Origin of the sequence: Paraburkholderia hiiakae (assembly GCF_904848665.1) — a bacterium.
Lineage (GTDB): Bacteria > Pseudomonadota > Gammaproteobacteria > Burkholderiales > Burkholderiaceae > Paraburkholderia > Paraburkholderia hiiakae.
In genome coordinates this window covers 204,171-228,792 of the sequence record NZ_CAJHCQ010000006.1, presented here as the reverse complement: position 1 = coordinate 228,792, position 24,622 = coordinate 204,171, and the positions used below count along the sequence as shown (strand labels likewise).

At 59.4% G+C, this 24,622-nt stretch carries 21 protein-coding genes; 15 read left to right on the top strand and 6 right to left on the bottom strand.

What is annotated here, in order from left to right:
- Positions 1 to 7: 7 nt before the first annotated feature.
- Complete coding sequence (gene tcuA / locus JMY28_RS14120; RefSeq protein WP_201696551.1) at positions 8 to 1,492, bottom strand: FAD-dependent tricarballylate dehydrogenase TcuA; 1,485 nt, start codon at positions 1,490 to 1,492, stop codon at positions 8 to 10.
- A gap of 225 nt (positions 1,493 to 1,717) precedes the next feature.
- On the opposite strand from tcuA, the gene JMY28_RS14115 reads away from it, so the two are divergent.
- Entirely contained in the window at positions 1,718 to 3,052 is a 1,335-nt protein-coding gene (locus JMY28_RS14115) for an MFS transporter (RefSeq protein WP_201696550.1), read from the top strand.
- Here JMY28_RS14115 and JMY28_RS14110 read toward each other — a convergent pair.
- Complete coding sequence (locus JMY28_RS14110) at positions 3,049 to 4,038, bottom strand: aldo/keto reductase (protein ID WP_201696549.1); 990 nt, start codon at positions 4,036 to 4,038, stop codon at positions 3,049 to 3,051. The two genes, JMY28_RS14115 and JMY28_RS14110, sit on opposite strands and share 4 nt — an antisense overlap.
- Before the next feature lie 288 nt (positions 4,039 to 4,326).
- Between JMY28_RS14110 and JMY28_RS14105 the strand changes: the two genes are divergently transcribed.
- The 6 genes from JMY28_RS14105 to JMY28_RS14080 all read left to right on the top strand — a co-directional run bounded on the left by JMY28_RS14105 (position 4,327) and on the right by JMY28_RS14080 (position 10,930).
- Entirely contained in the window at positions 4,327 to 5,190 is an 864-nt protein-coding gene (locus tag JMY28_RS14105; protein ID WP_236596858.1) for a LysR family transcriptional regulator, read from the top strand.
- A gap of 283 nt (positions 5,191 to 5,473) precedes the next feature.
- Complete coding sequence (locus JMY28_RS14100; protein WP_236596857.1) at positions 5,474 to 6,793, top strand: MFS transporter; 1,320 nt, start codon at positions 5,474 to 5,476, stop codon at positions 6,791 to 6,793.
- Between the two features lie 33 nt (positions 6,794 to 6,826).
- On the top strand, positions 6,827 to 7,579 hold the full coding sequence (locus JMY28_RS14095; RefSeq protein WP_201696547.1) for a maleate cis-trans isomerase family protein: 753 nt from the start codon (positions 6,827 to 6,829) through the stop codon (positions 7,577 to 7,579).
- An 81-nt stretch (positions 7,580 to 7,660) separates the two neighbouring features.
- Positions 7,661 to 8,611, top strand: coding sequence for a D-2-hydroxyacid dehydrogenase family protein (locus JMY28_RS14090; RefSeq protein ID WP_201696546.1), 951 nt, complete (start codon positions 7,661 to 7,663; stop codon positions 8,609 to 8,611).
- Positions 8,612 to 9,487: 876 nt separating this feature from the next.
- Entirely contained in the window at positions 9,488 to 9,898 is a 411-nt protein-coding gene (locus tag JMY28_RS38915) for a hypothetical protein (protein ID WP_236596856.1), read from the top strand.
- An 81-nt stretch (positions 9,899 to 9,979) separates the two neighbouring features.
- Positions 9,980 to 10,930: a D-2-hydroxyacid dehydrogenase family protein gene (locus JMY28_RS14080; protein WP_201696676.1), complete on the top strand. Its 951-nt coding sequence runs from the start codon at positions 9,980 to 9,982 to the stop codon at positions 10,928 to 10,930.
- 229 nt (positions 10,931 to 11,159) lie between these two features.
- Here the strand turns inward: JMY28_RS14080 and JMY28_RS14075 are convergent, their stop codons facing one another.
- Positions 11,160 to 12,203, bottom strand: coding sequence for a LacI family DNA-binding transcriptional regulator (locus JMY28_RS14075; RefSeq protein ID WP_201696545.1), 1,044 nt, complete (start codon positions 12,201 to 12,203; stop codon positions 11,160 to 11,162).
- 218 nt (positions 12,204 to 12,421) lie between these two features.
- On the opposite strand from JMY28_RS14075, the gene JMY28_RS14070 reads away from it, so the two are divergent.
- The 5 genes from JMY28_RS14070 to JMY28_RS14050 all read left to right on the top strand — a co-directional run bounded on the left by JMY28_RS14070 (position 12,422) and on the right by JMY28_RS14050 (position 18,753).
- Complete coding sequence (locus tag JMY28_RS14070) at positions 12,422 to 13,573, top strand: ABC transporter ATP-binding protein (RefSeq protein ID WP_201696544.1); 1,152 nt, start codon at positions 12,422 to 12,424, stop codon at positions 13,571 to 13,573.
- Between the two features lie 20 nt (positions 13,574 to 13,593).
- On the top strand, positions 13,594 to 14,829 hold the full coding sequence (locus JMY28_RS14065; RefSeq protein WP_201696543.1) for an ABC transporter substrate-binding protein: 1,236 nt from the start codon (positions 13,594 to 13,596) through the stop codon (positions 14,827 to 14,829).
- 16 nt (positions 14,830 to 14,845) lie between these two features.
- Complete coding sequence (locus JMY28_RS14060; RefSeq protein ID WP_201696542.1) at positions 14,846 to 15,793, top strand: carbohydrate ABC transporter permease; 948 nt, start codon at positions 14,846 to 14,848, stop codon at positions 15,791 to 15,793.
- 14 nt (positions 15,794 to 15,807) lie between these two features.
- On the top strand, positions 15,808 to 16,659 hold the full coding sequence (locus JMY28_RS14055; protein WP_201696541.1) for a carbohydrate ABC transporter permease: 852 nt from the start codon (positions 15,808 to 15,810) through the stop codon (positions 16,657 to 16,659).
- 84 nt (positions 16,660 to 16,743) lie between these two features.
- Positions 16,744 to 18,753 carry a beta-galactosidase gene (locus JMY28_RS14050; RefSeq protein ID WP_201696540.1) on the top strand — a complete coding sequence of 670 codons (2,010 nt, stop codon included), beginning with the start codon at positions 16,744 to 16,746 and terminating at the stop codon, positions 18,751 to 18,753.
- A gap of 86 nt (positions 18,754 to 18,839) precedes the next feature.
- Here JMY28_RS14050 and JMY28_RS14045 read toward each other — a convergent pair whose 3' ends face one another.
- From JMY28_RS14045 to JMY28_RS14035, 3 genes are all read right to left on the bottom strand, one after another.
- Positions 18,840 to 20,252: an MmgE/PrpD family protein gene (locus tag JMY28_RS14045; RefSeq protein WP_201696539.1), complete on the bottom strand. Its 1,413-nt coding sequence runs from the start codon at positions 20,250 to 20,252 to the stop codon at positions 18,840 to 18,842.
- A 192-nt stretch (positions 20,253 to 20,444) separates the two neighbouring features.
- On the bottom strand, positions 20,445 to 21,059 hold the full coding sequence (locus JMY28_RS14040; protein WP_201696538.1) for a hypothetical protein: 615 nt from the start codon (positions 21,057 to 21,059) through the stop codon (positions 20,445 to 20,447).
- A gap of 94 nt (positions 21,060 to 21,153) precedes the next feature.
- Positions 21,154 to 21,459, bottom strand: a complete 306-nt coding sequence (locus tag JMY28_RS14035) for a putative quinol monooxygenase (RefSeq protein ID WP_201696537.1) — start codon at positions 21,457 to 21,459, stop codon at positions 21,154 to 21,156.
- A gap of 109 nt (positions 21,460 to 21,568) precedes the next feature.
- Between JMY28_RS14035 and JMY28_RS14030 the strand changes: the two genes are divergently transcribed.
- The 3 genes from JMY28_RS14030 (at position 21,569) to JMY28_RS14020 (ending at position 24,519) form a co-directional block, all read left to right on the top strand.
- Positions 21,569 to 22,528, top strand: coding sequence for a GlxA family transcriptional regulator (locus JMY28_RS14030; protein ID WP_201696536.1), 960 nt, complete (start codon positions 21,569 to 21,571; stop codon positions 22,526 to 22,528).
- A 34-nt stretch (positions 22,529 to 22,562) separates the two neighbouring features.
- Complete coding sequence (locus tag JMY28_RS14025; protein ID WP_201696535.1) at positions 22,563 to 23,372, top strand: helix-turn-helix transcriptional regulator; 810 nt, start codon at positions 22,563 to 22,565, stop codon at positions 23,370 to 23,372.
- Between the two features lie 109 nt (positions 23,373 to 23,481).
- A complete protein-coding gene (locus tag JMY28_RS14020; protein WP_201696534.1) occupies positions 23,482 to 24,519 on the top strand; it encodes a threonine aldolase family protein in 1,038 nt (345 codons plus the stop codon).
- Positions 24,520 to 24,622 lie beyond the last annotated feature (103 nt).

The window sequence follows — 24,622 nt, the reverse complement described above, 5'->3', positions numbered from 1 at the left end:
GCCTTGGCTAGTCGCTTTCGCCAGATACCGCTCGCGCGGCATGTGCACCCGCCGCACGACCGATCACCGAGCCTGCCGTAAGTCCAATACCGCCCGCATACTTCACGTAATAAAGCCCTCCCACCATCTCGCCTGCGGCGTAGAGCGCGGGCAGCGGTGCGTCGTTCTCGTCGAGCACCTGGCCGTGAACGTTGACCTTCACGCCGCCATACGTGAAGGTGATGCCGCAGGTCACGGCGTAGGCGACAAACGGCGCGGTATCGAGCGCGAGCGCCCAGTTCGATTTCGGCGGCTCGATGCCCTTCGTCGCGCGGGCATCCAGTACGGCAGGATTGAACGCGACGCTGTCGTCAATCGCGGCGTTGAACGTACGGACGGTCTCGAGAAACGCCGTCGTGTCGATACCGTCGAGTTTGGCGGCGAGCGCCTCGAGTGAATCGGCGGTGATGCGCGTGGTGTGCTTCACGCGATATTCGTCGGGCAAGAGATCGACTGTCTTCGCATCGAAAATCTGCCATGCGACACCGCCTGGTTGAGCAAGCGCGCGCGCGCCCATGCCCGAGTAGGTGTAGTTGCGAAAATCGCGGCCTTCGTCGACGAAACGCCGCCCTTCGGCGTTCACGACGATCCCGAGCGTGAAGTAATTTTTCTGCTGGTTGAGTAACGCGATATCGCCGAACGGCGGCGCATTGAGGTCGTAAAAGACAGCGTGACAACCGCTCCAGTTGCCATGGGCGACCGCTCCCGCGCGCAACGCCATGTCGATGCCGTCGCCGGTGTTGTAGCGCGAGCCTCGCACGCGTGCGAGGTCCCAGTTCGGGCCGAGGTATTGGGCGCGCCATGCAAGGTTGGCGTGAAAGCCGCCGGTGGCGAGCACGACGGCCGCCGCGCGCAGGCGTTGCTCGCCGTCCCTTGTGCGCACGTTGACGATCCAGCCATCTGCGTCGCGCGCAAGGTCTGTCGCGCGCGATTCGTACTGAACCTGCACCCCAGCGGCTTCGACACGCTCGAAGAGCGTCTGGACCAGTGCATAGCCGCCTCCCGACACCTCGACGGTCAGGCCGCCCCAGAACCTGTGCTTCCCGTCGATGCGAAAGGACTGACGTCCATAGATGGGCGCAAACCGCACGCCGTTTGCGCGCAGCCACTTCATCGTCGCCAGACTCTCGTCGACGACGTGCTCCAGCACGTTGCTGTCCGCCCGATAGCCGCTCATCGAAACCGCTTCATCGAAGAACTGCGTCGCGGGATAGGTACCGAAGTCCGTACTGTCCAGTTCGGCCGCCTGCAAGTCGGGCAGGATTTCGAGCAGATCGTTCACGCCTTCATAGGCCACGCGGAACGCGCCGCCGGTAAACGCCGAATTCCCGCCGCGCTGCGCATGGGGCGCCCTTTCCAGCAGCGTGACGCGCGCGCCGGCCTGACGCGCCGACAACGCCGCGCACAGCGCCGCATTGCCACCCCCTATCACCACCACGTCACATGCTTCCATGTTCACCTCCTCCAGTGTTGGTGAGGATGATTGCGCACGTTGGCGCTCGACGTACACGCATAGGCAGTGAAAGGCCTTTTAGAAAATCCTGGTGAGTTCGGGCGCGCTCTTTATTCGAAATTCTCGAATGCCGTATTCGATGTGTGCCCGTCGCGGGCATGTCGACTCGCACATACAGTGGCTGCGTGACATCGACATAGCGACATAGCAAATGGAGGGGACACCATGTACGACAAACAAAAGGCCAAGACCGCGGGCAAAGTGGCGATCGGCACGGCAACCGAGTGGTACGACTATTTCCTGTACGGAACGGCGTCTGCGCTGGTGTTCGAGAAGCTCTTCTTTCCGAACTTCTCGCAAATGGCCGGCTCGATGGCCGTGTTCGCCGTCTTCGGCGTCACGCTCATCGTGCGGCCGCTAGGTGCGGCGATATTCGGTCATTTCGGCGACCGGTTGGGGCGCAAGAGCATGCTCGCGGTATCCATCCTCGTGATGGGCATCGGCACATTCCTGATCGGCCTGCTGCCTACCTGGCGTTCGATTGGCGTCGCGGCGCCGATTACGCTCGTGTTTTTGCGCCTGCTGCAGGGCTTCGCGGTGGGGGGCGAATACGGCGGCGCGACAACGATGGCTGTGGAATATGCGCCCGAGAACCGGAGAGGGCTCTACGCCGCCATTCCGCAAATGGGCAACCCGCTAGGCATGCTGCTCGGCACGACATCGCTGTATCTGTTCGCGCAGTTGCCGCAAGCGCAGTTTCTCGCGTGGGGGTGGCGCCTGCCGTTCCTGCTGAGCGCTGTCATGGTCGCCATCGGCCTCTATATCCGGCTCAATATCGCAGAGACGCCTGCGTTCAAACGCGCCCACAGCGCGCAACACGTATCGCGCGCCCCTCTCGTGACGTTGTGGAGAAATTACCGCCGCACACTGCTGCTCGTCATTCTCGCGCCAGCGGCGCTGAACGTTGGCTTTTACATTTATTCGACGTGGTCGCTTTCGTATCTGACCCACGACGTCGGGGTTCCCATTCGCGTGCCGCTTGTCGCGGTCATGGCCGCAGCGGCGCTCAACGTGTTCGCCCAGCCATTGTTCGGGCTCCTATCGGACCGTTACGGCAGGAAACCGGTGTATGCAGCGGGAGCGTTGTGGCTCGGCGCCGTCGCGTATCCGTTCTTCTGGCTGCTGCAAACGGGCTCCCCGGCGCTCATCACACTCGCGATGATTCTTGCCATCACGATCGGTCACGGCGCGACCTATAGCGTACAGGCCAGCTTCTTTTCCGAGGCATTCGATACGACGGTACGTTACAGCGGCTTATCCGTCGCCTACCATCTTTCGGCAGCGCTCTTTTCGGGCCCGGCGACTTTTCTGGCCGCGGCGCTCGTCGCATGGACGCACAGCACGGTTGCCATCTCGGCGTCGATCGTCGTGTCGGCCCTCGTGTCGCTCATCGCGATCGCCGGGCTCAAGGAAACGAGGCACCAGCCGCTGCCCGATTCGCCTGAGCACGCCGAGCCGGCGGCCGTAGCGGGCACTGCGGAACCCGAGGCGCAGCGTTAGCCGTCAACGTGTTGCTGCAAATGGGCCGGATAACGCTCACCCACGATCTTGACGGCGGAAATCGCGGCATGGATGGTTGCGAGTTCGTCGTCGCTGAGCGAAATCGCCTGCGCACCGATGTTCTCGCCGAGCCGCGAGAGCTTGGTGGTGCCCGGAATCGGTACGATCCACGGCTGTTGCGCAAGCAGCCACGCGAGCGCAATCTGCGCTCGCGTCGCGCCTTTCGCGGCGGCAATCGTGCCGAGCAGTTCGACGAGCCCGGCATTGGCCTTGCGGTTCTCTTGCGAAAAGCGCGGAAGACCGTTGCGAAAATCGCCTGCGCCAAACTGCGTCTGGGCGTCGATCGCGCCGCCAAGGAAGCCACGGCCGAGCGGACTATATGGTACGAACCCAATACCCAGTTCTTCGAGCACCTGAAAAACCTTGGATTCGGGCTCACGCCACCACAGCGAATATTCGCTTTGCAACGCCGTCACGGGCTGTACCGCATGCGCGCGACGAATCGACTGCTCGCCGGCTTCCGAGAGGCCAAAGTGCTTGACCTTTCCTTCCGCGATCAGATCCCTTACGGTCCCGGCAACGTCCTCGATCGGCACATCGGGATCCACACGATGCTGATAAAACAGATCGATTCGATCGGTTGCGAGGCGCTTGAGCGATGCATGGGCCACCGCACGAATATTTTCCGGGCGGCTATCGAGCGCCCGGTTTGCTCCCCCGTCCTTGAAACCAAAGCCGAATTTGCTTGCGAGCACAACCTGATCGCGAAACGGCGCGACCGCTTCACCAACGAGACGCTCGTTGGTGAATGGACCGTAGATCTCCGCTGTGTCGAAAAACGTGATGCCCTTTTCGAACGCCTTGCGGATCAGTTGAATTCCCACCGCTTTATCCACGGGAGGATCGTAGATGGAACTCAGGCCCATGCAGCCCAGGCCAATTGCGGACACGTTCAGACCGCTTTTTCCCAGCTGGCGTGATTTCATACGATTTCCCTTTCGATGGAGTCGAGCCTACGAACACAATGAGCATTTCACTCGCGCCGAAGTATAGAAGCGCGGCGCCCCGTCGAAAAGCCGCACAATGCGAATGCGTCATGCAACGAATTCGGATAATGCCGGGCGCCGCCGATGCCGACCGGACTTCCGGGATACAGTGTCGATGCGAGCCTTTTAGGGCATCGCGGCGGCGAGGGTATGAGCAACCGGCCAGCGCGCGCGGGACACACGGTTGGTTGCAGGTAGGGTGTGGCATTGAAGCTGGATCCACTTTCCTTGAAATTGTTCGTGCGGGTCGTCGAGACAGGCACGATCGCGAGCGTGGCCACGCGCGAGCACATCGCGCCGGCGGCGGTGAGCCGACGTCTTAGCGAACTCGAGCACGCACTCGGCGCGCAACTGCTCGTGCGGACCAACAAAGGCATGACGCCAACCGCGGCTGGCGCCAATCTCGCCGTACTGGCGCGCGATCTGCTGGACAGTCTCGACGACATCGCCGTGCGCATGGCGGAATATTCAGACGGTCGTCGCGGACTCGTGCGTGTGCTCGTGAATATTTCCGCCGTATCGACATTCCTGCCGCCCATCATCCGATCCTTTACCGCGACACATCCCGGTGTGAATCTCCAGTTGCAGGAGCGTGAGAGCCTTGCCATCACCGAGGGTGTCGCGGCAAACGTGGCGGACATCGGCATCTTCACGAGTCTGCCGTACAGCGCTGATATCGAGGTCTATCCTTTCCGCACTGACCGGTTGAAGGTGCTGGTCCCGGACGATCATGCGCTGGCAGTCCACCCGTCCGTGACGTTCGCCGACACGCTGGATTACGAGCATGTCGTGCTGCGCAGCGGAACACATTTGCGATTGCAGATGCTAACGGCTGCGGGGCGACTGGGAAAATCACTGCGCTCGCGCGTCGAGGTGGCGTCCTATGACGCGCTCTGCCGGATGGTCGAATGCGGCGTCGGGATAGGGATCCTGCCTGCAGGCATTGCCGAAAACTATCGGCTCTCCGGTGCGCGCGCACTGGATCTGGATGAGCCTTGGGCGGACCGCGAACTGTCGATCTGCGTGCGCCGCCTCGATGCACTGTCACCCTCCGCACGTCTCTTCTTCGACCATCTGCGTGCGGACGTTTGAACGGTCCACATGCCTTCGCAATTTGCGGTGATGGGGTCGCAACCCTGTCGATGTGCGTGAGCCGTCCACCGCCGCCGCTCCTGCCTCCGTGCGCTTGAATCTGCCCGGGCCGCCATCGCATTTCGCGATGACGGGCTCGCAAATGGTCGATGTACATGCGCCAACGCGACTTCTACGCTACACGGACTGATTCCTTGTCCTTCGACGAGGAATCGCATCGACAACAGGCCCGGCCGCCGCGTGGAACACCCGCACATGGACTGGGCAGTCCCGGAGCGAGACAGTGACGATCAATGGTGCGGTAGAAGCAGTGCATAGCCCGGCGGAGGCCACAGCGGTGCCCACGTCGAGATTTCTCCGTTACTCGACGCTTGGCGGAGCGTGGGGTGCGTGGTTGTTCGACGCCGTCGACGCAGCGATTTTCAGCTTCGTCATCCTCTCTGTCTCACACACGTTCTCAGCATCGCTCTCAAGCGTGGTATCGACCGCAGCGTGGTTTTTGCTGGCGACGGGCATTGGCGGCTTCCTGCTCGGCAACCTCTCCGACCGGGTTGGACGAAAGACGACCCTGCTTATCTCGGTGCTGACCTACGCGACCGGCACGTTGCTGTGCGGCTTCGCCCGCGATGTGCCGGAACTCGGACTTTGCCGCTTCGTAGTAGGGATTGGCGTGGGCGGGCTGTGGTCGGCCGCCGTCGCGCTCGTCGGTGAAGTGTGGCCGGCGTCAGGTCGCGCACGTGCGATGGCGCTGATGCAGACGGGGTGGTCCGGTGGCAGTCTGCTGGCTGCCATTTTCGCGTGGACCCTGCTCGATCCGTCTGACCCGGGTTCGTGGAGGCGCCTCTTCATCGTCGCCGCGATTCCGGCGTATGCCGTCGCGCTCGTGATCTTCGCCTTCGTCAAGGAATCGCCGGTCTGGCTTGCGAATCGGCACTTCCTGCGCGCGAACGCCAACAGAAGTGGCCTGTTGCAGATCTTCCAGCCGGGACTGCTCAAGACGACGCTGCTTGCGCTTTCCGTTTCGATCCTTGGCATGTACGGCTACTGGATCATCATGACCTTTACGCCAGCCTACCTGCAAAGCGTACTGAACGTCCGCATAGACCAGGCGCCAGTATTCCTCGTATGGACTGGAGTCGGCGCGACGGCGGGCTATCTGCTGTTCGGCGTGCTCGCCGAACGGATCGGGCGACGCCGGGCCTTTGCGCTTTTCTTCGGCGGCATCGCCGTGGCCATTCCGCTTTTCGCCTGCGGCGCACGCGCCATCCCCTTGCACGACGGGAAACTCGCCTGGACCGCCGCCAACATCACGATGCTCGGAGGGCTGTCTGCCTTGCTCGGCTTCTTTACTGGGTACTTCAGCGGCTTTGGCGCCTGGTATGCCGAGCTTTTCCCGACCAGCCTGCGTTCGACTGCGGCGGGATTCTGTTTCAACTTCGGCCGCGTTGGCGCTATCGCAGGCATCAAGCTGGTTCCCGCGCTGGCGCCGGTGATCGGCTTTACGCAGACCTATTGTCTCGCCTCTCTAACCTATATCTGTGCCGCCATTCTCGTCTTCGCGCTCAAAGAGACGCGCGGCGCGGAACTGACGAGCGGCAACTGACCTGCCCCATTCTTTCATCCACTGGATTTCAACATGACGAATTACCGTATCGGCCAGATCGTGCCGAGTTCCAATACGACGATGGAAACGGAAATTCCTGCGATGCTCAACGCACGACAGGCACTGTTTCCCGACGACCGTTTCACTTTCCATTCGGCTCGGATGCGGATGATGCACGTGACGCCTGAGGAATTGAAGAAAATGGACGTACAGAGCGACCGCTGCGCGCAGGAACTCAGCGACGCTCGTTGCGACGTGCTGGCTTATGCCTGTCTCGTGGCGATCATGTGCCAGGGACCCGGATATCACAGGCTGTCGGAGAAGCGCCTCGGCCAGGTGACCGAGGACAACCACGCACGCACGCCGATCGTCAGTTCCGCCGGCGCCCTGTGCGAAGGCATCAAGGCCATGGGATTCCGCAAGGTCGCGATCCTCACGCCGTACATGAAGCCGCTCACCCAGCAGGTCGCGAACTACATCGAGAGCGAAGACATCGAAGTCACGGATTCGCTCAGCCTCGAAGTGTCCGATAATCTTGAAGTCGGCCGTCTCGATCCCATGAATCTGCTCGAACACGTCAAGCGCCTCGACGTGAGTGCAGCGGATGCCGTGGTCCTGTCGGCCTGTGTGCAGATGCCGTCCCTGCCCGCGATCCAGCCGGTCGAGGACATGCTGGGCAAGCCGGTCCTCTCCGCATCGGTCGCGACGGTCTATCGGATTCTCAAGACGCTCGGCCTTCGGGCTCAGGCGCCAAATGCAGGGCACTTGCTGTCCGGCCAGTTTTAATTTTGACAAAGCCGCCGCAGGGTTGCTTTCGATTGAAGCGGTCCTGCGGGCAGGCCTTCCCCGGCACTTCTGGAGGAACACATGTCCAGCCCGTCCCCTATCCGAATTGGCATTCTCGACGACTACCAGAACGTCGCGCTCGACGTGGCCGACTGGTCTCCACTGAAGGGCCGTGCGGAGATCACCGTTTTCAACGACCATGTGGCGGAAACCGCGCAGATCATTGCACGCCTGAAGCCCTTTGACGTGCTCTGCGTCATGCGCGAACGAACGCCACTGACGCGCGCGATCATCGAGCAACTTCCCAATCTCAAGCTGATTGCCTCGACGGGCCCGGCCAACGCATCGATCGACACCGACGCGGCCGCCGAGCGCGGCATAAAGATCGCCCACACCGGATACTCCTCAACACCGACCATCGAAATGGCCTGGGCTTTGATCCTGGCAATGGCCCGCAACATTCCGGTGGAGAACCAGTCGTTGCGCGAAGGCGGCTGGCAGCGCGCGCTTGGCACGCAACTGGCTGGCAAGACGCTCGGCCTTCTGGGGCTTGGCCACATCGGGTCGGCGGTTGGCGTGATCGGCCGTGCGTTCAGGATGAATGTCATCGCATGGAGCCAGAACCTGACGGTCGAGCGCGCGGAGTCCAAAGGTGTCCAGCGGGTGGACAAGGACACGCTGTTTGCAACGTCCGACATACTTTCGATCCACGTTCGGCTGAGCGACCGGACGCTAGGGCTGGTCGGCGCGGCAGAGCTTGCAAAGATGAAGTCGACGAGCCGCATCGTCAATACGTCGCGCGGGCCGATTATCGATACCGCAGCACTGATTGGCGCGCTGAAAAGCGGGCAGATCGCGGGAGCGGCAATCGACGTCTACGATACTGAGCCGCTCGATCCGACCCACCCGTTGCGCACATTGGACAACGTGCTTGCCACCCCTCATATCGGTTATGTGACGCGTGAGATGTACGAGACGTTCTATGGCGATTCGGTACGAAACATCACCGGTTGGCTCGACCAGAATCCGTAGCCAGCTCCACTGGGCGCAAAAGGCGCCTGCGATCGCAGGCGCCTAACGTCTGCATCGCCGTGGCAGTCCAGAGCATTCCGCCAGCTGAAGTAAGTAATGTACCTTTCAACGAGACTACGGACTTAACTGGTGACTGCTCATTCAAACTAGTTCCAGGATCAGGCACAAAAGAGGAAGAATCGGCACTTATCTTCTGCCCAAGTTAAAGATTAATGGTTCCCCGACCAGGAACTATAAAACTTTAAATCTGGAGTTAGCTGCTTCCCCATGTTACGTGAGGCCAGCAGCTTACCGCTCGAGTCCCAATTGTTCGCACCTCGCTATCACCCAACGCCTGACAAATTCACGACTTTCCGGGTTCAGTTCCTTCACTATCATCGAGATCTCGAGTCCGTCGTCTGAAGCACGATTAGTTGTGACACGGACCAAATCATCAAGTGCAATATAAAAGCATCTGCCAGCTAAATGAGTGGCAATGTCAAAGCACACGCGTCTGCCGGCAGACCGCGAGCAACGCCCGCGACTGCTGACCGCGCCAACCGCCTGGCGATACAGATTGCGACCCGCCAGATCGCCGGCTTGCATAAAAGCGAGAACCGCGCCCGTGCTGCCGCGAACGCTACCTGGGCGTCTCGCTCGAAGCAGTAAAGCGTCCAATCAAAATCCCGACGTACGCAAAACCCGAGCTTCAGTGGGACACGCGCATCTCCGCGCTCGCGAGCCGTTTCGACTCAAGTGCTTTTTTCGATTACGGCAACGAAAATCCTAAGAGACTCGATATCTGGTTTCATCGATTTTTTTCCTGAAACGTCGCGGTGTGACGCATTTCGCCTCAATCCAGTATGTTCATGTCCATCGCGGTTGACGATGTCTGCCTTGAAGAGCACGAACTCTTCGCTGACCTTGGCAAATGCCATGATGAACACGCGCAGCCAATGTGCAGGTGGATTGCGCGATCCTTTGAAGCTGGTCGACGATGTCCGCCGCCTGAATACGGATGGTGCGGAATGCCGTCGCTGCCAGCGATTCAACGCATTGAAGACACGCTTGGAATTCGAACGGTCTCAACGGCGGTTTGCACCGCCCGTGGGGTGCTTGTTCGCCTCAAGCTTGAACCTGTCGTCCCTCAAGCGGGTGCGCTGCTTTCGGGCGCGTGATTGGCGCCGATTTATCACCGTTTCGGCACTCGAGTCCGCAGTTGTGACGTTCATTCTTGAAGGCGAGCGTTTCCGGGAAGATGATTATCTTTCCACGAATGCAGGGCACTTGCTGTCCGGCCAGTTTTAATGTCTGACGAAACCGCCGCGGGGTTGCGTTCGATTGAAGCGGTCCTGCCGGCAGGCCTCCCCCGTTTTTCTGGAGGAACCCATGTCTAGCCCGTCCCCTATCCGAATTGGCATTCTCGACGACTACCAGAACGTCGCGCTCGACGCGGCCGACTGGTCCCCACTGAAGGGCCGTGCGCAGATCACCGTTTTCAACGACCACGTGGCGGAAGACGCGCAGATCATTGAACGCCTGAAGCCATTTGATGTGTTATGTGTGATGCGCGAAAGAACGCCACTGACGCGCGCGATCATCGAGCAACTTCCCAATCTCAAGCTGATTGCCTCGACGGGCCCGGTCAATGCGTCAATCGACACCGACGCGGCCGCTGAGCGCGGCATCAAGGTCGCGCACACCGGATACTCGTCCACACCGACCATCGAAATGGCCTGGGCTTTGATCCTGGCGATGGCCCGCAATATTCCGGGGGAAAACCGGTCGTTGCGCGAAGGGGGTTGGCAGCGCACCCTTGGAACGCAACTGGCTGGCAAGACGCTCGGCATTCTGGGGCTTGGCCACATCGGGTCGGCGGTCGGCGTGATTGGCCGTGCATTCAGGATGAACGTGATTGCATGGAGCCAGAACCTGACCGTTGAGCGCGCCGAGTCGAAAGGCGTACAGCGGGTGGACAAGGACACGCTGTTTGCAACGTCCGACATACTTTCGATCCACCTTCGGCTGAGCGATCGGACGCGAGATCTGGTCGGCGCGGCAGAGCTTGCGAAAATGAAGTCGACGAGCCGTATCGTCAATACGTCGCGCGGACCGATTGTCGATACCACGGCACTGATTGCCGCGCTCAAGAGCGGGCAGATCGCGGGCGCGGCAGTCGACGTCTACGATACCGAGCCGCTCGATCCGAACCACCCGTTGCGCACACTGGACAACGTGCTTGCCACCCCGCATATCGGTTATGTGACGCGTGAGTTGTACGAGACGTTCTATGGCGATTCGGTACGCAACATCGTAGATTGGCTCGACCAGAACCCATAGCCAGCTCCACTGGGCTCAAATCCACTGATCGTTATGCACTGTGCGCTCGCTAGGCCCGCCATTGCCCGTTGGCCAAGCTTTTCCCACTAGCGCTTGCGCGTTGCATTGCCCTTGCTTCGGCGCGAATCGAAAGCTATATGTTTCACTCTCGACGCCGAGTCCTTCCGGTTGGCGCGCGCCCGTCGTGGCACATTCGACAAAGGCTGGCGTGCGCGAGCACTCCGGCCGATCACACGTCCGAAGGCGCCGCCGTCGAGCCTCGAACAATGAGCCTGGGTGCCGAAGTGCGAATTACCGCCGTCTGAGAGGCTCGTCCATTCATGAGATCGACAAGCAGTCCAATCCCTTTTTCCGCCAACTCAGTGGTCGGGATAGCCACGGTCGTCAAACCGGGCCGCGATTGTCTCGCCGGTACGATGTCCGTGATACTGACGACCGAGAGGTCTCCTGGAACTGAGTACCCTAGATCTGATGCCGCATTCAACACGCCGAGAGCGGGAAGGTCGTTAGATACGAATATCGCCGTCAAATCCGGGCGGGAGGTTAGCAAGTCCGTCGCTGCCTGATAACCGTCATCAAACGAGTCCTCCGTGAATCGCTCGTCGGCCGCGAGCCGACGAATTCTGGCTTCCCGGATGACCTCCTGGTAGCCGGCAAAGCGGGCTCGATGGATGCCGTTCTTCGGGCTACCAATGATCGCCCCGATGCGCCGATGTCCCAAGTCGATCAGGTGTTCCACGGCAAGTCTCGCGGCGCCTTTGGAATCGAAGGTTACGCACGGAATTCCTGGCGGCTCATCAGGAAGCTCCCACACCGATATGACAACGGGGACGCCTCGCTTCTGTAGCGCTTTCAGTTCCTCGACTGGCAACTCTCCGTAGTTCGCGACCAGAACCCCGTCCGATAGCGAACCCGCGACCTGTTGCAGAAAGCTCGTGCCGCGATCTGGCTCGTGATCGGTGTTGCACACAAGCAGATGGCGTTCATGCTTGAGCGCCGCCAGGTTCGCTGCAAGCGTGAACTCCGGATAGAAGGGGTTCGTGATGCAGCTAAGCATCAACGCGAGCGTTGGAGCCTTTCGCTCGACGAGCGCCCGTGCTGTCAAATTCGGGCGATAGCCTTGTCTCTCGACGGCCTCGAGCACGCGCAGTCGCGTTTCCTCTCCTACTCGTCCCCGACCACGCAGCACATTCGAGACTGTCATGACCGAGACGCCGGCGTCTTCTGCCACGTCTCTGATCGTGACTGTCGGAGTGAATTGCTTACTGCTCATGGTGGGCCTTTCGAATCGGGAGGAAAAGGATGCGTGTCGCAACATTCAATCGATGCAGCGGGCAGTTGTCAACTCGCCCCCCGGTGGAAGACCTATTGCGCGCGCCAAAAAACCGGCGTAGAGTCCGTTCAAACGATCAATGCGGTTACCTCCAGACAGGCCTCACGGCCTTTTTTTGCAATCGGATGATGTAACGTTAAACCAAGCTGGACGGAGACATGGCGGCCATCACACTGAAAGGCGTGACGAAGGCGTATGGAGATCACGCGCCCGTACTACATGGAATCGACCTGGACATTGGGGAGAACGAGTTCTGTGTCTTCCTTGGCCCATCGGGATGCGGCAAGTCAACGCTGCTACGCATCATTGCGGGCCTTGAAGACGCCACCTCGGGCGATGTCGAGATTGGTGGTCGCCTCGTGAATGCCATACCCCCGGCCAAACGCGGGGTGGCGATGGTCTTCCAAAGCTACGCCCTGTTTCCCCATATGACGGTTGAGGAAAATATGGGGTTTGGATTAAAACTATCGGGCCTACCCGCCGACCAGGTGGCGGCCAAAGTTCGAACAGCGGCGAAGACGCTGCAACTCGACGCGCTGCTGAAGCGCAAGCCCGCAGCGCTGTCTGGAGGGCAACGCCAGCGCGTTGCCATCGGTCGGGCCATTGTGCGCGAGCCCGGCGTGTTCTTGTTCGATGAACCACTTTCGAACCTCGATGCCATGCTGCGTAGCCAGACGAGAGTCGAGATTGCAAAGCTTCATCGCAAATTCGCACAGTCCAGCACCGTTTATGTGACTCACGATCAGGTCGAGGCGATGACGCTTGGCGACAAGATCGTCTTGTTGCGCACAGGCGCCGATGCCGAACAGTTCGGGAGCATTGCGCAAGTCGGCTCGCCGCTCGACCTGTACCACCGCCCGAACAGCCGGTTCGTTGCCGAGTTCATTGGCAGCCCCAAGATGAATTTCCTCGGCGCAACGATCAAATCGTTGGGCCGCGACGGCGTCATCGTAAGGCTAGAGAAGACCAACGAGGACGTTCTGGTCAGAGTCGATGGATCGTCGCTGCAAACTGGACAGGCTGTTCAACTGGGAATACGCCCCGAGCACTTCGACGATGTCATCAGAGGCAACTTGATTGCACACAATGACGAAGACGCAGTACAGACGCTCCAACGCGAGGTCACCCTTGTCGAGCGACTCGGCGAACATAGCTATCTTCACCTCGACGATCTCGCCGGAGCGACAATCGTCGTAAAGCAGCCGGGCGACGTGGCATATCAACCCGGCACGCAAGTCACGATCCGGTTCAATTCCAACGCTTGTCATCTATTCACCGCCGACGGCAGCGCGCTACCGAAGCTTCACTAGAACAATCTACGGAGACATCTATGAAACGAACCATTGCGCTCTCAATTCTGAGTGCCGCTCTTTCAGTTGCGACGGTCGCTAGCGCCGGCACGCTCCAGTTGAACATTGCGTTCAAGGGAGCGGAGACACGCGCCGTCTGGGAAACCTTGATCAAAGAGTTTGAACAGGCCAACCCGGGCGTGACCACCAAAGTCGCCTTCGTCGAAGAAGAGACATACAAGGTCCAATTACCCGCCTGGCTTACGTCGGTCGCACCGGATGGAATCAACTGGCACGAGGGCGAGCGCATGGCGTACTACGCAAAGCGCGGCCTGCTCGAAGACCTTTCGGCGGACTGGAAGAAGAACGACTGGAACGCGCAGTTCGCCTCCTTGAAGACGGCTTCGTCCTATGACGGCAAGCAATACGCAATGCCGACGCAGTACTTTGCCTGGGGCCTCTACTATCGGAAGGACCTGTTCGAGAAAGCCGGCGTCAAAGGCGAGCCAAAAAACTGGCAAGAGTTTCTCGACGATTGCAAAAAGTTGAAAGCGGCCGGTATTGCACCGATTGCTGTCGGCGGTCGCGATTCGTGGACGCTTGCAGCGTGGTTCGACTATCTCGATCTGCGCATGAACGGCTACGACTTCCACATGAAACTGATGAACGGCGAGATTCCATACACGGACACGCGTGTGAAGAACGTGTATCTCGCGTGGAAGACACTCATCGACAACAAGTATTTCATCGACAATCCGCTTTCATACAGCCTGGATTCCGTGCAGCCGCTGTACATCCAGGGGCAAGCGGCGATGATGCTCATGGGCACTTTCCTGTCGCCTGGTTTGCCCCCGGCGACGAAGGTGCAAACAGGCTTCTTCAAATTCCCGATCGTAGACCCAAAGGTGACGCCTGCCGAAGATGGCTCTGCGGAATGTCTGAACATCCCCATGCGAGCGGCGAACAAGGCTGATGCGCGGAAGTTCCTTGCGTTCATGGGCCAGCCGGACAACGACGCCACCCTCGCAAAAGGCGTCGGTACACTGCCTGCCAACAACAAGGCAGCGATGCCCGACGATCCGATTGCCAGGATCGGCTTCCAGATCTTGTCGGAGACCAAAGGCGGCGTGGCCCAGTTTTACGACCGCGATATGACCAAGGAAATGGCCGACGAAGGCATGAAGGGCATGCAGCGCTTCATCAGCGATCCTTCGAAGCTCGACGACATCCTTGCCGACCTCGAAAAGACACGCAAGCGCGTCTACAGCAAGTCCTGATCACGCGAGAGTTCAGATGGCCACAGCCGAAACGAGAAAGTCGGTGAGTCACGGCTCGCCCGCAGATCAGCCCCGCCGCATCGGCCGCTCATCAGCGGCCCGGCTGTCGGCACCGCTTGCCAGTAAGCGTAAGCGAGCGGCTTTGCTGTTCTTGCTGCCAGCGTGCACGATGTTCTGCATCTACGTGATCTATCCGATCCTCAGCAGCGTCGTGCTCAGTCTGTACAACTGGGACGGAATGAGCGACAAAGTGTTCGTCGGACTCGCGAACTATAACGAGTTGCTTCATACGGATACGTTTTATGTCGCGCTGAAAAACAATGTCTTGTGGCTCGTGTTGTTCCTGCTGGCTCCGCCAATCGGGTTGGCGTTTGCGCTCTATCTCAACCAGAGTGTGACAGGCATGCGACTGATCAAGTCGCTGTTCTTTTCGCCATTCGTGCTATCCGGCGTCGTCGTCGGTCTCGTCTTTAGCTGGTTTTACGATCCCGCGTTTGGTCTGTTAAGGCTCATCGTCGGGCACGGCATCCCGGTATTGGGAGATGAGCACTACGCCACGTTCGGCGTGATTGCCGCCGCGCTCTGGCCGCAGATTCCGTTTTGCATGTTGCTCTACCTCACCAACCTCACAAGCATCAATCCAGAAATCATCGAGGCGGGACGGATGGAGGGGGCAACGGGCTGGGCATTGCTCTGGCACGTTGTGCTGCCTCAACTGCGGCCCGCGACCTTCCTCTCGGTCGTGTTGACCATCATTGGCGCACTCCGAAGCTTCGATTTGATCGCGGTGATGACAGGTGGAGGCCCGTTCGACAGTTCAACGGTGCTGGCCTATTTCATGTACGACCAGGCCATCAAGTACTTCAGATACGGCTATTCGGCGGCGATTGCGGTCGTGTTGTTTCTAATCATGCTGGTCTTCATTGTGTACCAGTTGCGCCGGCTCCTTCACACCGACCGATAACAGGGGAATCGCCCATGTATCCAACTCCCGTAAGCCGATGGAGCCCGATGGGACGCAAGGTCTACAAGACCTCACTACCCATCGCCCTGTTGATCTGGCTACTTCCCCTGATTGCCGTGTTTGTGACTTCGGTTCGTTCTACCGATGATCTGACTAACGGCAACTATTGGGGGTGGCCCGAAAGGTTCGCGCTGGTGGAGAACTATCGCACGGTACTGTTCAGTTCACCGATGCTCCACTACTTTCTGAACAGTTGTCTTATCACGGTGCCCTCAGTGATTGGATCTATCGCGCTGGCCGCCATGGCAGGATTTGCGCTGGCGACATATCCGTTCAAGGGCAACAACAGCATCCTGGGTATCTTTGTGGCGGGTAACTTTGTTCCGATCCAGGTGCTGATGATCCCCGTGCGACAACTGACACTTCAGCTTGGCCTGTTCAACACGCTCGAAGGACTCATCCTGTTCCACATCTCGTTCCAGACCGGCTTCTGCACCTTGTTCTTGCGGAACTTCATCAAAGCGCTTCCTTACGAGCTTGTTGAAGCGGCGCGGATCGAAGGTGCCAGCGAATGGCAGTTGTTTTATCGAATTATCCTGCCGCTGATCGCGCCGGCCCTGGCAGCGCTTGCCATTCTCGTGTTCACGTTTGTGTGGAATGACTATTTCTGGGCGCTCTGCCTGACACAGGGCGACGACGCCGCGCCGATCACGGTCGGTGTTGCTGCGCTCAAAGGACAGTGGACGACCGCGTGGAATCTCGTATCGGCGGGCTCGCTCCTCGCCGCTCTCCCGTCCGTCGTCATCTTCTTCGCGATGCAAAAGCACTTCATTGCCGGATTGACGTTCGGCGCCACGAAGGGCTGAGCAAATACCCATCGTTCGTCAAATGCGGGCTTCGGTCTCGCAGGGCGCAGTGTGCGCCTGACAATTGAAAAGAGGAATCTCTCCATGAAAGTCGGTGTCGACTACTATCCCGAGCATTGGGACGTTGCGCTCTGGGAACAAGACGCGCGGCAGATGCGGGAAGCCGGTATCACCATTGTTCGGCTGGCTGAGTTCGCATGGTCGCGACTTGAGCCGACCGAAGGCAAGTTCGAGTTTGAATGGCTTGACCAGGCGATTGGCGTTTTGGCACGACACGGAATCCATGTGGTGATTGGCACGCCGACTGCAACCCCTCCCGTGTGGCTCACCCACAACTACCCGGACGTTCTGCCCGTCGATAACAAAGGCAACGCGATATTCGCAGGCGTACGACTGCATCGTTGCTACAACAGTCCGTCGCTACGCAAGTTCGGCGAGCGCATCATCGAGCAGATCACGCGACATTATGCGACAAACCCGGCGGTTATCGGCTGGCAAACCGATAATGAACTTGCTGCGAACGATTGCCACTGCAAGAGCTGCACACGGTCTTTCCGTGGGTGGCTTCAGCAAAAATACGGGTCGCTGGAAACACTCAATCGCGAATGGGGCACTGTCGTATGGAGCGGCGAATACAGCGATTGGGACCAGGTGAAGACGCCCCTTGGCGGGTCGCCGCACCTCAACCCTTCCTTCTTGCTCGACTTTCGGCGATTCTCGTCAGATGCCGTCGCAGACTTCAATCGCTTCCAGGCTGCGTTGATCAGAAAGAACAGTCCCGGCAAGTTCGTGACCCATAATCTGTGGGGATATCCTGTCACGGGCGACTACTACGACATGTTCGACAGCATGGACTTCGCATCTGTCGACTACTACCCGGCAACCGACCTCCTCGATGACTCAAAGTCCAGGATGTACCACGGAGCGTTGACGCTCGACCTGACGCGTGGCGTAAAGCGCAAGAATTTCTGGGTGATGGAGCAGTTGAGCGGCACGCCGGGGTGTTGGTACCCGATGTCGCGCACGCCTTTCCCCGGAATGATTCGTGCCTACGCATGGCAAAGCGTTTCGCGCGGTGCGGACGCGATCGTGCAATTTCGTTGGCGCTCAGCGCGTATCGGCGCGGAGCAATTCTGGCACGGCCTGTTGGACCATCATGGACAGCCCGGTCGTCGCTTCGAAGAGTTCGTTCAATTTAGCCAGGAAGCGCAAAAGCTTACGCCGCTGCTCGAGGGCACAACGCTCAAGCACGACGTGGCCATGCTTTTCTCACACGAACAGCTCAACGCCTTCCAGATCCAGCCGCAGGCTGATGGATTCGACTATCTGGGCAACTTCAAGCGCCTTCATGCTGCTTTGCTGAAAATGGGTGTCGGCGCGGACGTCATCAACTGGCGAGATGATTTTCAAGGATACAAGCTCGTCGTTGCGCCGATGCTGTACTTGATTGACGAGACGATTGCTGCGACGCTCAAGCGGTACGTTGACAATGGCGGAACGCTCGTACTGACCACACGCTCCGGCGTCAAGAATTTGAACAACATCTGCCTGCCGGATCGGCTTCCGAATTTGCTAACAGACCTCGCCGGCGTGTACGTCAATGAATACGATCCCGTGGGCAAGGACATCCAGACGCTGAGTCTCGACAGCGGCGAGGAACTGTCCAGCGGTCAATGGTGTGACATTCTGACTCCTGTCACGGCGGAATCCATCGCGACGTACTCGAGCGAGTATTTTGCAGACGAGTCCGCAATCACGCGAAATGCGCACAGAAAGGGAGTGGTGTACTACATCGGCACAGTCCTCGATGAGACGGCAAGTCAGATACTGATGCGGCGCATCGCGAGCGATGCGGGTGTCGAGTGCGAGTTCGAGCTTCCCGACGGGGTGGAAGTCGCGGTAAGAAGCTCAGAGGAAAGGCGAATACTTTTTGTGCTGAATCTCTCAAAGGAGTCGAAAGAGATTTCGCTACCGCTTCGCGACTACGTGAGCGCACTTTCCGATCGCCGTCTGCCTGCTGGCACGATCAAACTTGGACCCGGCTCTGTGGAAATTCTTGTCGAAGAGAATGCCACTGCTGCGTCTGCTGCCTAGCGTGGTGCGAACATTGGCATTCACCCCCACTGAAGGTCGATGCGCGAACTATAGGGCCATTCGTCTCTCCTGAGCTCCTTGACTAACTATTGAATTCCCGGATGACGGACCGGGAACTGCGCTTCAGGACTCACTTCGGTGAGCAACTGCATCAATTCCGCGACCGAATGTTCGTCCAGGGTCGAAACCAGATCGATAAGCTGGCCCCGCAGCGCTTCGTCAGCATATTGCTCGCTCAACCAATGGAATTTTTCGACCGTACGCAGCCACGAGAATGGGTTGTCGAGCCCGCCTTCAAAACCCGCATGTTCCTTGCTGATCACGCGGCCATCGCAGCACGTAATTGTCACGCGCGTATTCAGAGCAAGCGGGTATTGCGCGCTAAAAGTCGCATCGGGCCGCACGGTCACCTTGCGCAACAGTGTCTGCGCATCCGCCGCGCACACACGTTCAGGCTCCAGCTGTGCCGGTCCGACCTGATCGTCGAGCAGCGCCGCCGCGATCAGATACTTCAGGTTGTAGTCGGCCTGCTCCTTCGTTTGCGGATGATCCTTGTCGCCGAAGCCACCGCCGCCAGCGATGTCATAGCCAGTCTGGAAGATGTCGCAAAGCACTTCGCTTACGTCCTCGCCGCGTATGCCATGCTCGCGCTTCAGGGCGAGCGTTGCTTCGAGCACCGGCTGCCCGTGTATCAGCGAGCAGTATTTCTTCATCACCGTCTGATGGACGACTTCGAGCCTCGGGTCCTCCCAGTTCACCTCGAGTGACTGATCGAACATCCGCTCGAGTCCGTTCGGTCCTTCGAAAAGACGCAGTGGTCCCGTGAAGCCGCGCTTCGCCAGCGACGCCGCATAGACGGCGCGCATACCCGTAATGCCGGGAGAGAAACCCTTCCATTGGGACACCGGCTCGGAGTGCACGCAGGAAAGCGAAATGTTGTCGACAGTTGCAATGGTGATGGCGTGGGCAATCTGCTCCTCGTTCAGGCCGAAGAGCTTGGCCGCGGCCGCCGCAGACGAAATGGCGAGCTGGATGGCGTGGTTGAAGCCCTTCGCCATGACAGGCACGATGGCCGTGATGCGGCAGCCGATTTCGTAGGCCACCGCGAGAGCGAGCATGAAGTCCTCGCCGCTTGCCTGCGCATGTTGCGCCGCCGCGAGTATCGCGCCGAAGTTGTCACTAGGGTGGCAGAGGCCGCCCGGCGACATATAGCTGTCCAGAAGATCGACATAGCGTACGAGACCGGAGTTATACAGCGCGGCCTGGTCCGGCGACGTCGAACCCCCGCCAATCAGCGAACACGAGCCGCTACCGCCGCCGTATTCGCTGAACTGCTCACGCAGCGCCTTAAAGGGCTTGCCGGGCAGCGCGGCAATTGCACAGCCGAGGCTGTCGAGAATGTTGCGTTTGAACACCTCGCGCGTGCGCGGCGTAAGGCGGCTGGCTTGCGCATCGTAGGCGAACCTGCCGATGCGCTCGGCGATAGTGGGTGTGCTCATGGGAGGGACTGCCTTTTGGGGGAAGCGAGGTCTCAATTTCGCACCTCCGCACCGCGCAATCAAGCGAAGAGATGGCAAGGGGTATCTGCAAACCAGATAGCGGGGCCCACCTAGCTACGGAATCGCGTGTGCACCCGCCGCTAATCGTGCGGATCGCCGCCATAAGCGGCCACCGTGGACCCGCACCGTGCGTCAGAATTGAGGCGCAAGCCCGTCCTTTTCGACGAACAGCACGTGCGCGTCATAGACGCCGCTCGCACCGGGTGTCACTACGACGAACACCTTCTTCCCTGCCGTTAGATCCGATCTGCTTGCCGGAACCGGTGTCACGACGGGCACGTTTTCCGGTACCGTCACTGTGCTGTTGCCGCCCTTGTATGACAGGTTCAATTGACGTCCGCTGCTGCCGGTGACAACCGACACCACGTTTGCATTCGTCATCGTGCTGCTGGGACCGAAGTCATAAGCGAAGTGCCCTTCAGCCGTACCGCGCGCCGCCGCTGGGAAAACGATCATCGAAGTGGCCGTCAACTTCCCATCGCTGCCCGTAATCGCCGGCGTCCCCACGTAAGTCCCGACTTTCGCGTCGGAAAGCCTGGCCGGCTTGAGGGCCGACACACCGACGTCCGGCTTGACATCGATCGATACGGTGTCGCCGCTCTTCCGGTGTACGGTCAGCGTTTCACCGCTGAAGGACACGATATCGCCGCGAATCCGCTCGGGTTTGACGTCAGGCGTTTGCGCAAAAGACACGCTCGCAAACGCAACGGCAGCGAACAAAACACCTGGTTTGAAATGAATCGACACGAGTGACTCCATCTACGTAATGACAATTGAATCGCGACGCCAAGATGGCCCAAGACAGGCGTCACGATTTGCGCACTGCCGAGGCGCGCACGACTCAGGGCACCTGATTCTTCATGGCCAGGACGTCGATCGGCTCGATCGACGGGGGGCTTGCCAGCATCTCGTCAGCGTGCGCCATCAGGGCGCCGGCCATACTGCCGTGCAGGTGTGCCTCGCGATCCTCTTCACTCGCAAAGGCATCGAAGACGCCGAACGTCGTGGGCGACAATTTGAGGGCGAACCAGATCGGCGTGGTCGTCTCCCGATTGGTCATTTCAAGGCCGGCGGCAAGGAAGTCAGCAACGGCTTGCTCCTTTCCCGGTTTGGCTTCAAGTCGAACAAAAAAAGCGTGCTTGATCACCTTTGTTCTCCAGTGTTCGCGTGAAGGGTTCATGCGGTGAGTGACACTGTACAAACAGAGTACGAAGGCGAATACTGTCTTAATCGACAGTTTTGGTATCGATCCTGCCATGCGAATTTTCGTCCTTGCACTTGACGGCGTGTTCGACACAGGCCTAACCACAGTGCTCGACAGCCTGACGATGGCCAACAGCCTCGGAGACGCGACGGGGATGGCCGCGACGGGCTTCGACATCACCTTGGTAGGGATGCGGTCTCAAGTGCGCACAGAGCTTGGCCTGCAGGTGCCCGTCCGCGATATGAGCAGCGCTCCTGCGCCGGATTGGGTCGTCTTGCCAGCGCTCAATCGCATGACGGGCGAGACGCTCGTGCCAGTGCTCGGCCGCGACGACGTGGTCGATGCACTAGCCGCTTTGCGTTCGTGGCGAAGCGGCGGCGCCCGCGTTGCAGCCGCGTGTACGGGTACGTTCGTGCTGGCCGAAAGCGGCTTGCTCGACGGTGGCGAAGCCACGACCACCTGGTGGCTCTCTCCGCTGTTCCGGCAGCGTTACCCGCACGTACACCTGGATGCGCATCGGCTTGTGGTTCCCAGCGGCGCGGCGCTAACGGCAGGGGCAGCCTTGAGCCACCTCGACCTCGCACTTTGGCTGATCCGTAACAACAGTCCCGAGCTGGCGGCGCTCGTGGCCAAATACCTCGTATTCGATACGCGGCTGTCTCAGTCTGCCTATGCGATCTCCGATCACCTCTCCCATTCTGACCCGCTCGTCGAGCGGTTCGACCGCTGGGTGCGTGAACACCTCGGCACCGCAATCTCGCTCGACGCAGCCGCCGATGCGTTGGCGACCAGTCCACGGACGTTGTCGCGTCGTCTGAATGCGGTGCTCGGTAAAACGCCTGTCGAGTACATTCAGGATCTCCGGATCGAGTGCGCCGTCCACCTGCTCAGAACGAGCAAGCTCACCGTCGACCGGATTGCCGAACAGGTCGGATACGCGGATGGTCACACTTTACGGACGTTGCTGCGGCGGCGCATAGGTAAAGGCGTCCGTGAATTGCGGGCGTCGTGAGTCGTCCGTGTCAGCGGCAAACCGGAGGCAAGTCATGCCCGAAGAGGTCCAGTACACTCACCCAAGCGACATTCCCGGATTGACGCTCAGCACGGCCCGGTTTGCTGAGTTTCGATTCGAGCCCCACTATCATCTCGACTGCCATATCGCACTGGTCGCCAGCGGCGTGCAGCGTCAATCGTCTCGCGGTGAATCGCTTTTGCTCACGCGGGGCGCCATTCAACTCATGCCGCAGGGGGAAGTCCATGACGGCATCGCCGGCGCGGATGAGTCATACACCCTGCAAACGTTTCGCCTCTCGCCCGCATTGCTCGATGGGCTCGGTGAGGAAATCACGGGGAAGCACTATTTTCCCTCGCAAGCCGCTGTGGTACTGCAAGATAGCCGCCTCGCAGACCAGTTACTCAACATACACGCAACCTTACGACAGCGACCGACCGACGGCATGCTGAACGAAACCTACGTTCTGGAATTGCTGGAATCGCTGTTCGCACGTATGAAACAACCCGCCCCGCAGACGATCACGGGAAATCTGTCCTCTCAGCAACTGCGCATCGTCAGGGACTTTGTGGAAGCCCGCATTTCCGACAAGATCGTACTGGAAGATCTATCCCTTCTTATTGGGCTCGACCGGTTTCGCTTCCTGAAGTTGTTCAAGAGGACGATCGGCATGACTCCCCACGCGTGGCTACTGCGCTTGCGGCTGGAGAAGGCGGTAGCGCTTATCAACGCGAACAGGAGCATGTCGATCACTGAAATTGCGCATGCGGTTGGGTTCTTCGATCAGAGTCATTTCACGCGCGCATTCCGCCAGGCCTACGGCGTGACGCCAGCCCGCTTCTGATGGCTGAGCGGCAATTTTTTACAAGGAGATTGGCAAGCCGATCGGTACCCTGCTGGTTTCAGGCCTCGCCCCCTTCCCCGGCGACCTTTATCCAGGGCAAAAGCACCGAATGACGACTTTCAGCTTTCTCGACGATTACAGCGAAGGCGCGCATCCCGACATCCTCAGCGCACTCACGGAATCGAACTACGTCCAACAAGCGCCTTACGGCGAAGATACCTACTCGATCGACGCTACGAATCGGATCAAGGCCCGTCTGGGAGCCCAATTCAACGGTGCGATTCATTACGTTGCAAGCGGGACGATGGCGAACATCGTTTCGATATCTAGCTGCCTGCGTCCCCATGAGGCCGTCATCGCGGTGAGCTCCGGGCATATCGTGATGCGCGAAGCCGGGGCGATTGAGGCAACGGGCCATAAGCTCATCACCGTTCCCGCCGTTGATGGAAAACTCACGCCAGAGAACATCGAAGTCGCGCTTTCCAGCAACGCTCATTTTCCGCACATGGCGAAGCCTCGGCTCATTTATATCTCTAACGCAACCGAAACAGGCACTGTCTATACCCTCGCGGAACTGAGGGAAATTTCAGCGCTCGCTAAACAACGCGGGTTAATCTTGTTTCTCGACGGCGCGCGTTTGGCCGCGGCATTGGCTTCAGGTAAGAACGATGCGACACTGGCCGATATCGCCGCCCTCGTCGATATTTTCTGGATCGGCGGCACCAAGGTGGGGGCGTTACTCGGTGAAGCCATTGTTGTTTGCAATCCGGCCTTGAAAGACAATTTTGCATTTCATGTGAAGCAGCGCGGCGGGATGTTGGCAAAAGGTCGGTTGCTGGGCATCCAGTTTCAGGCGCTATTCGGCGTCAAGCATCTATTCCTGGAAAATGCGAAACACGCCAATGCGATGGCGGCAAAGCTCGCCGCCGGAATCGTGGGGCGCGGCTATGTGCTAGACGCGGAAACGGCCACGAATCAGGTGTTTCCAATTCTCCCGGATTCCGTCATTTCCGCATTGAAGGCGTACTTCGCTTTTTACGTGTGGGCAAAGTCAGACAATGATCGTTCAGTGATTCGTCTCGTCACGTCCTGGGCCACAGATGAACGGCAAATCGATGCATTTTTGGCCCGGCTCGACCACGTTTGAACGCACGCAAATCATTGACTGTCCGCAACCAGCGCCGCAGGAATCCGATGTCCCTACTCTGACCGGGTGCCGTGAAGAAACTGCGGACTGCTCGCCTGAGTCG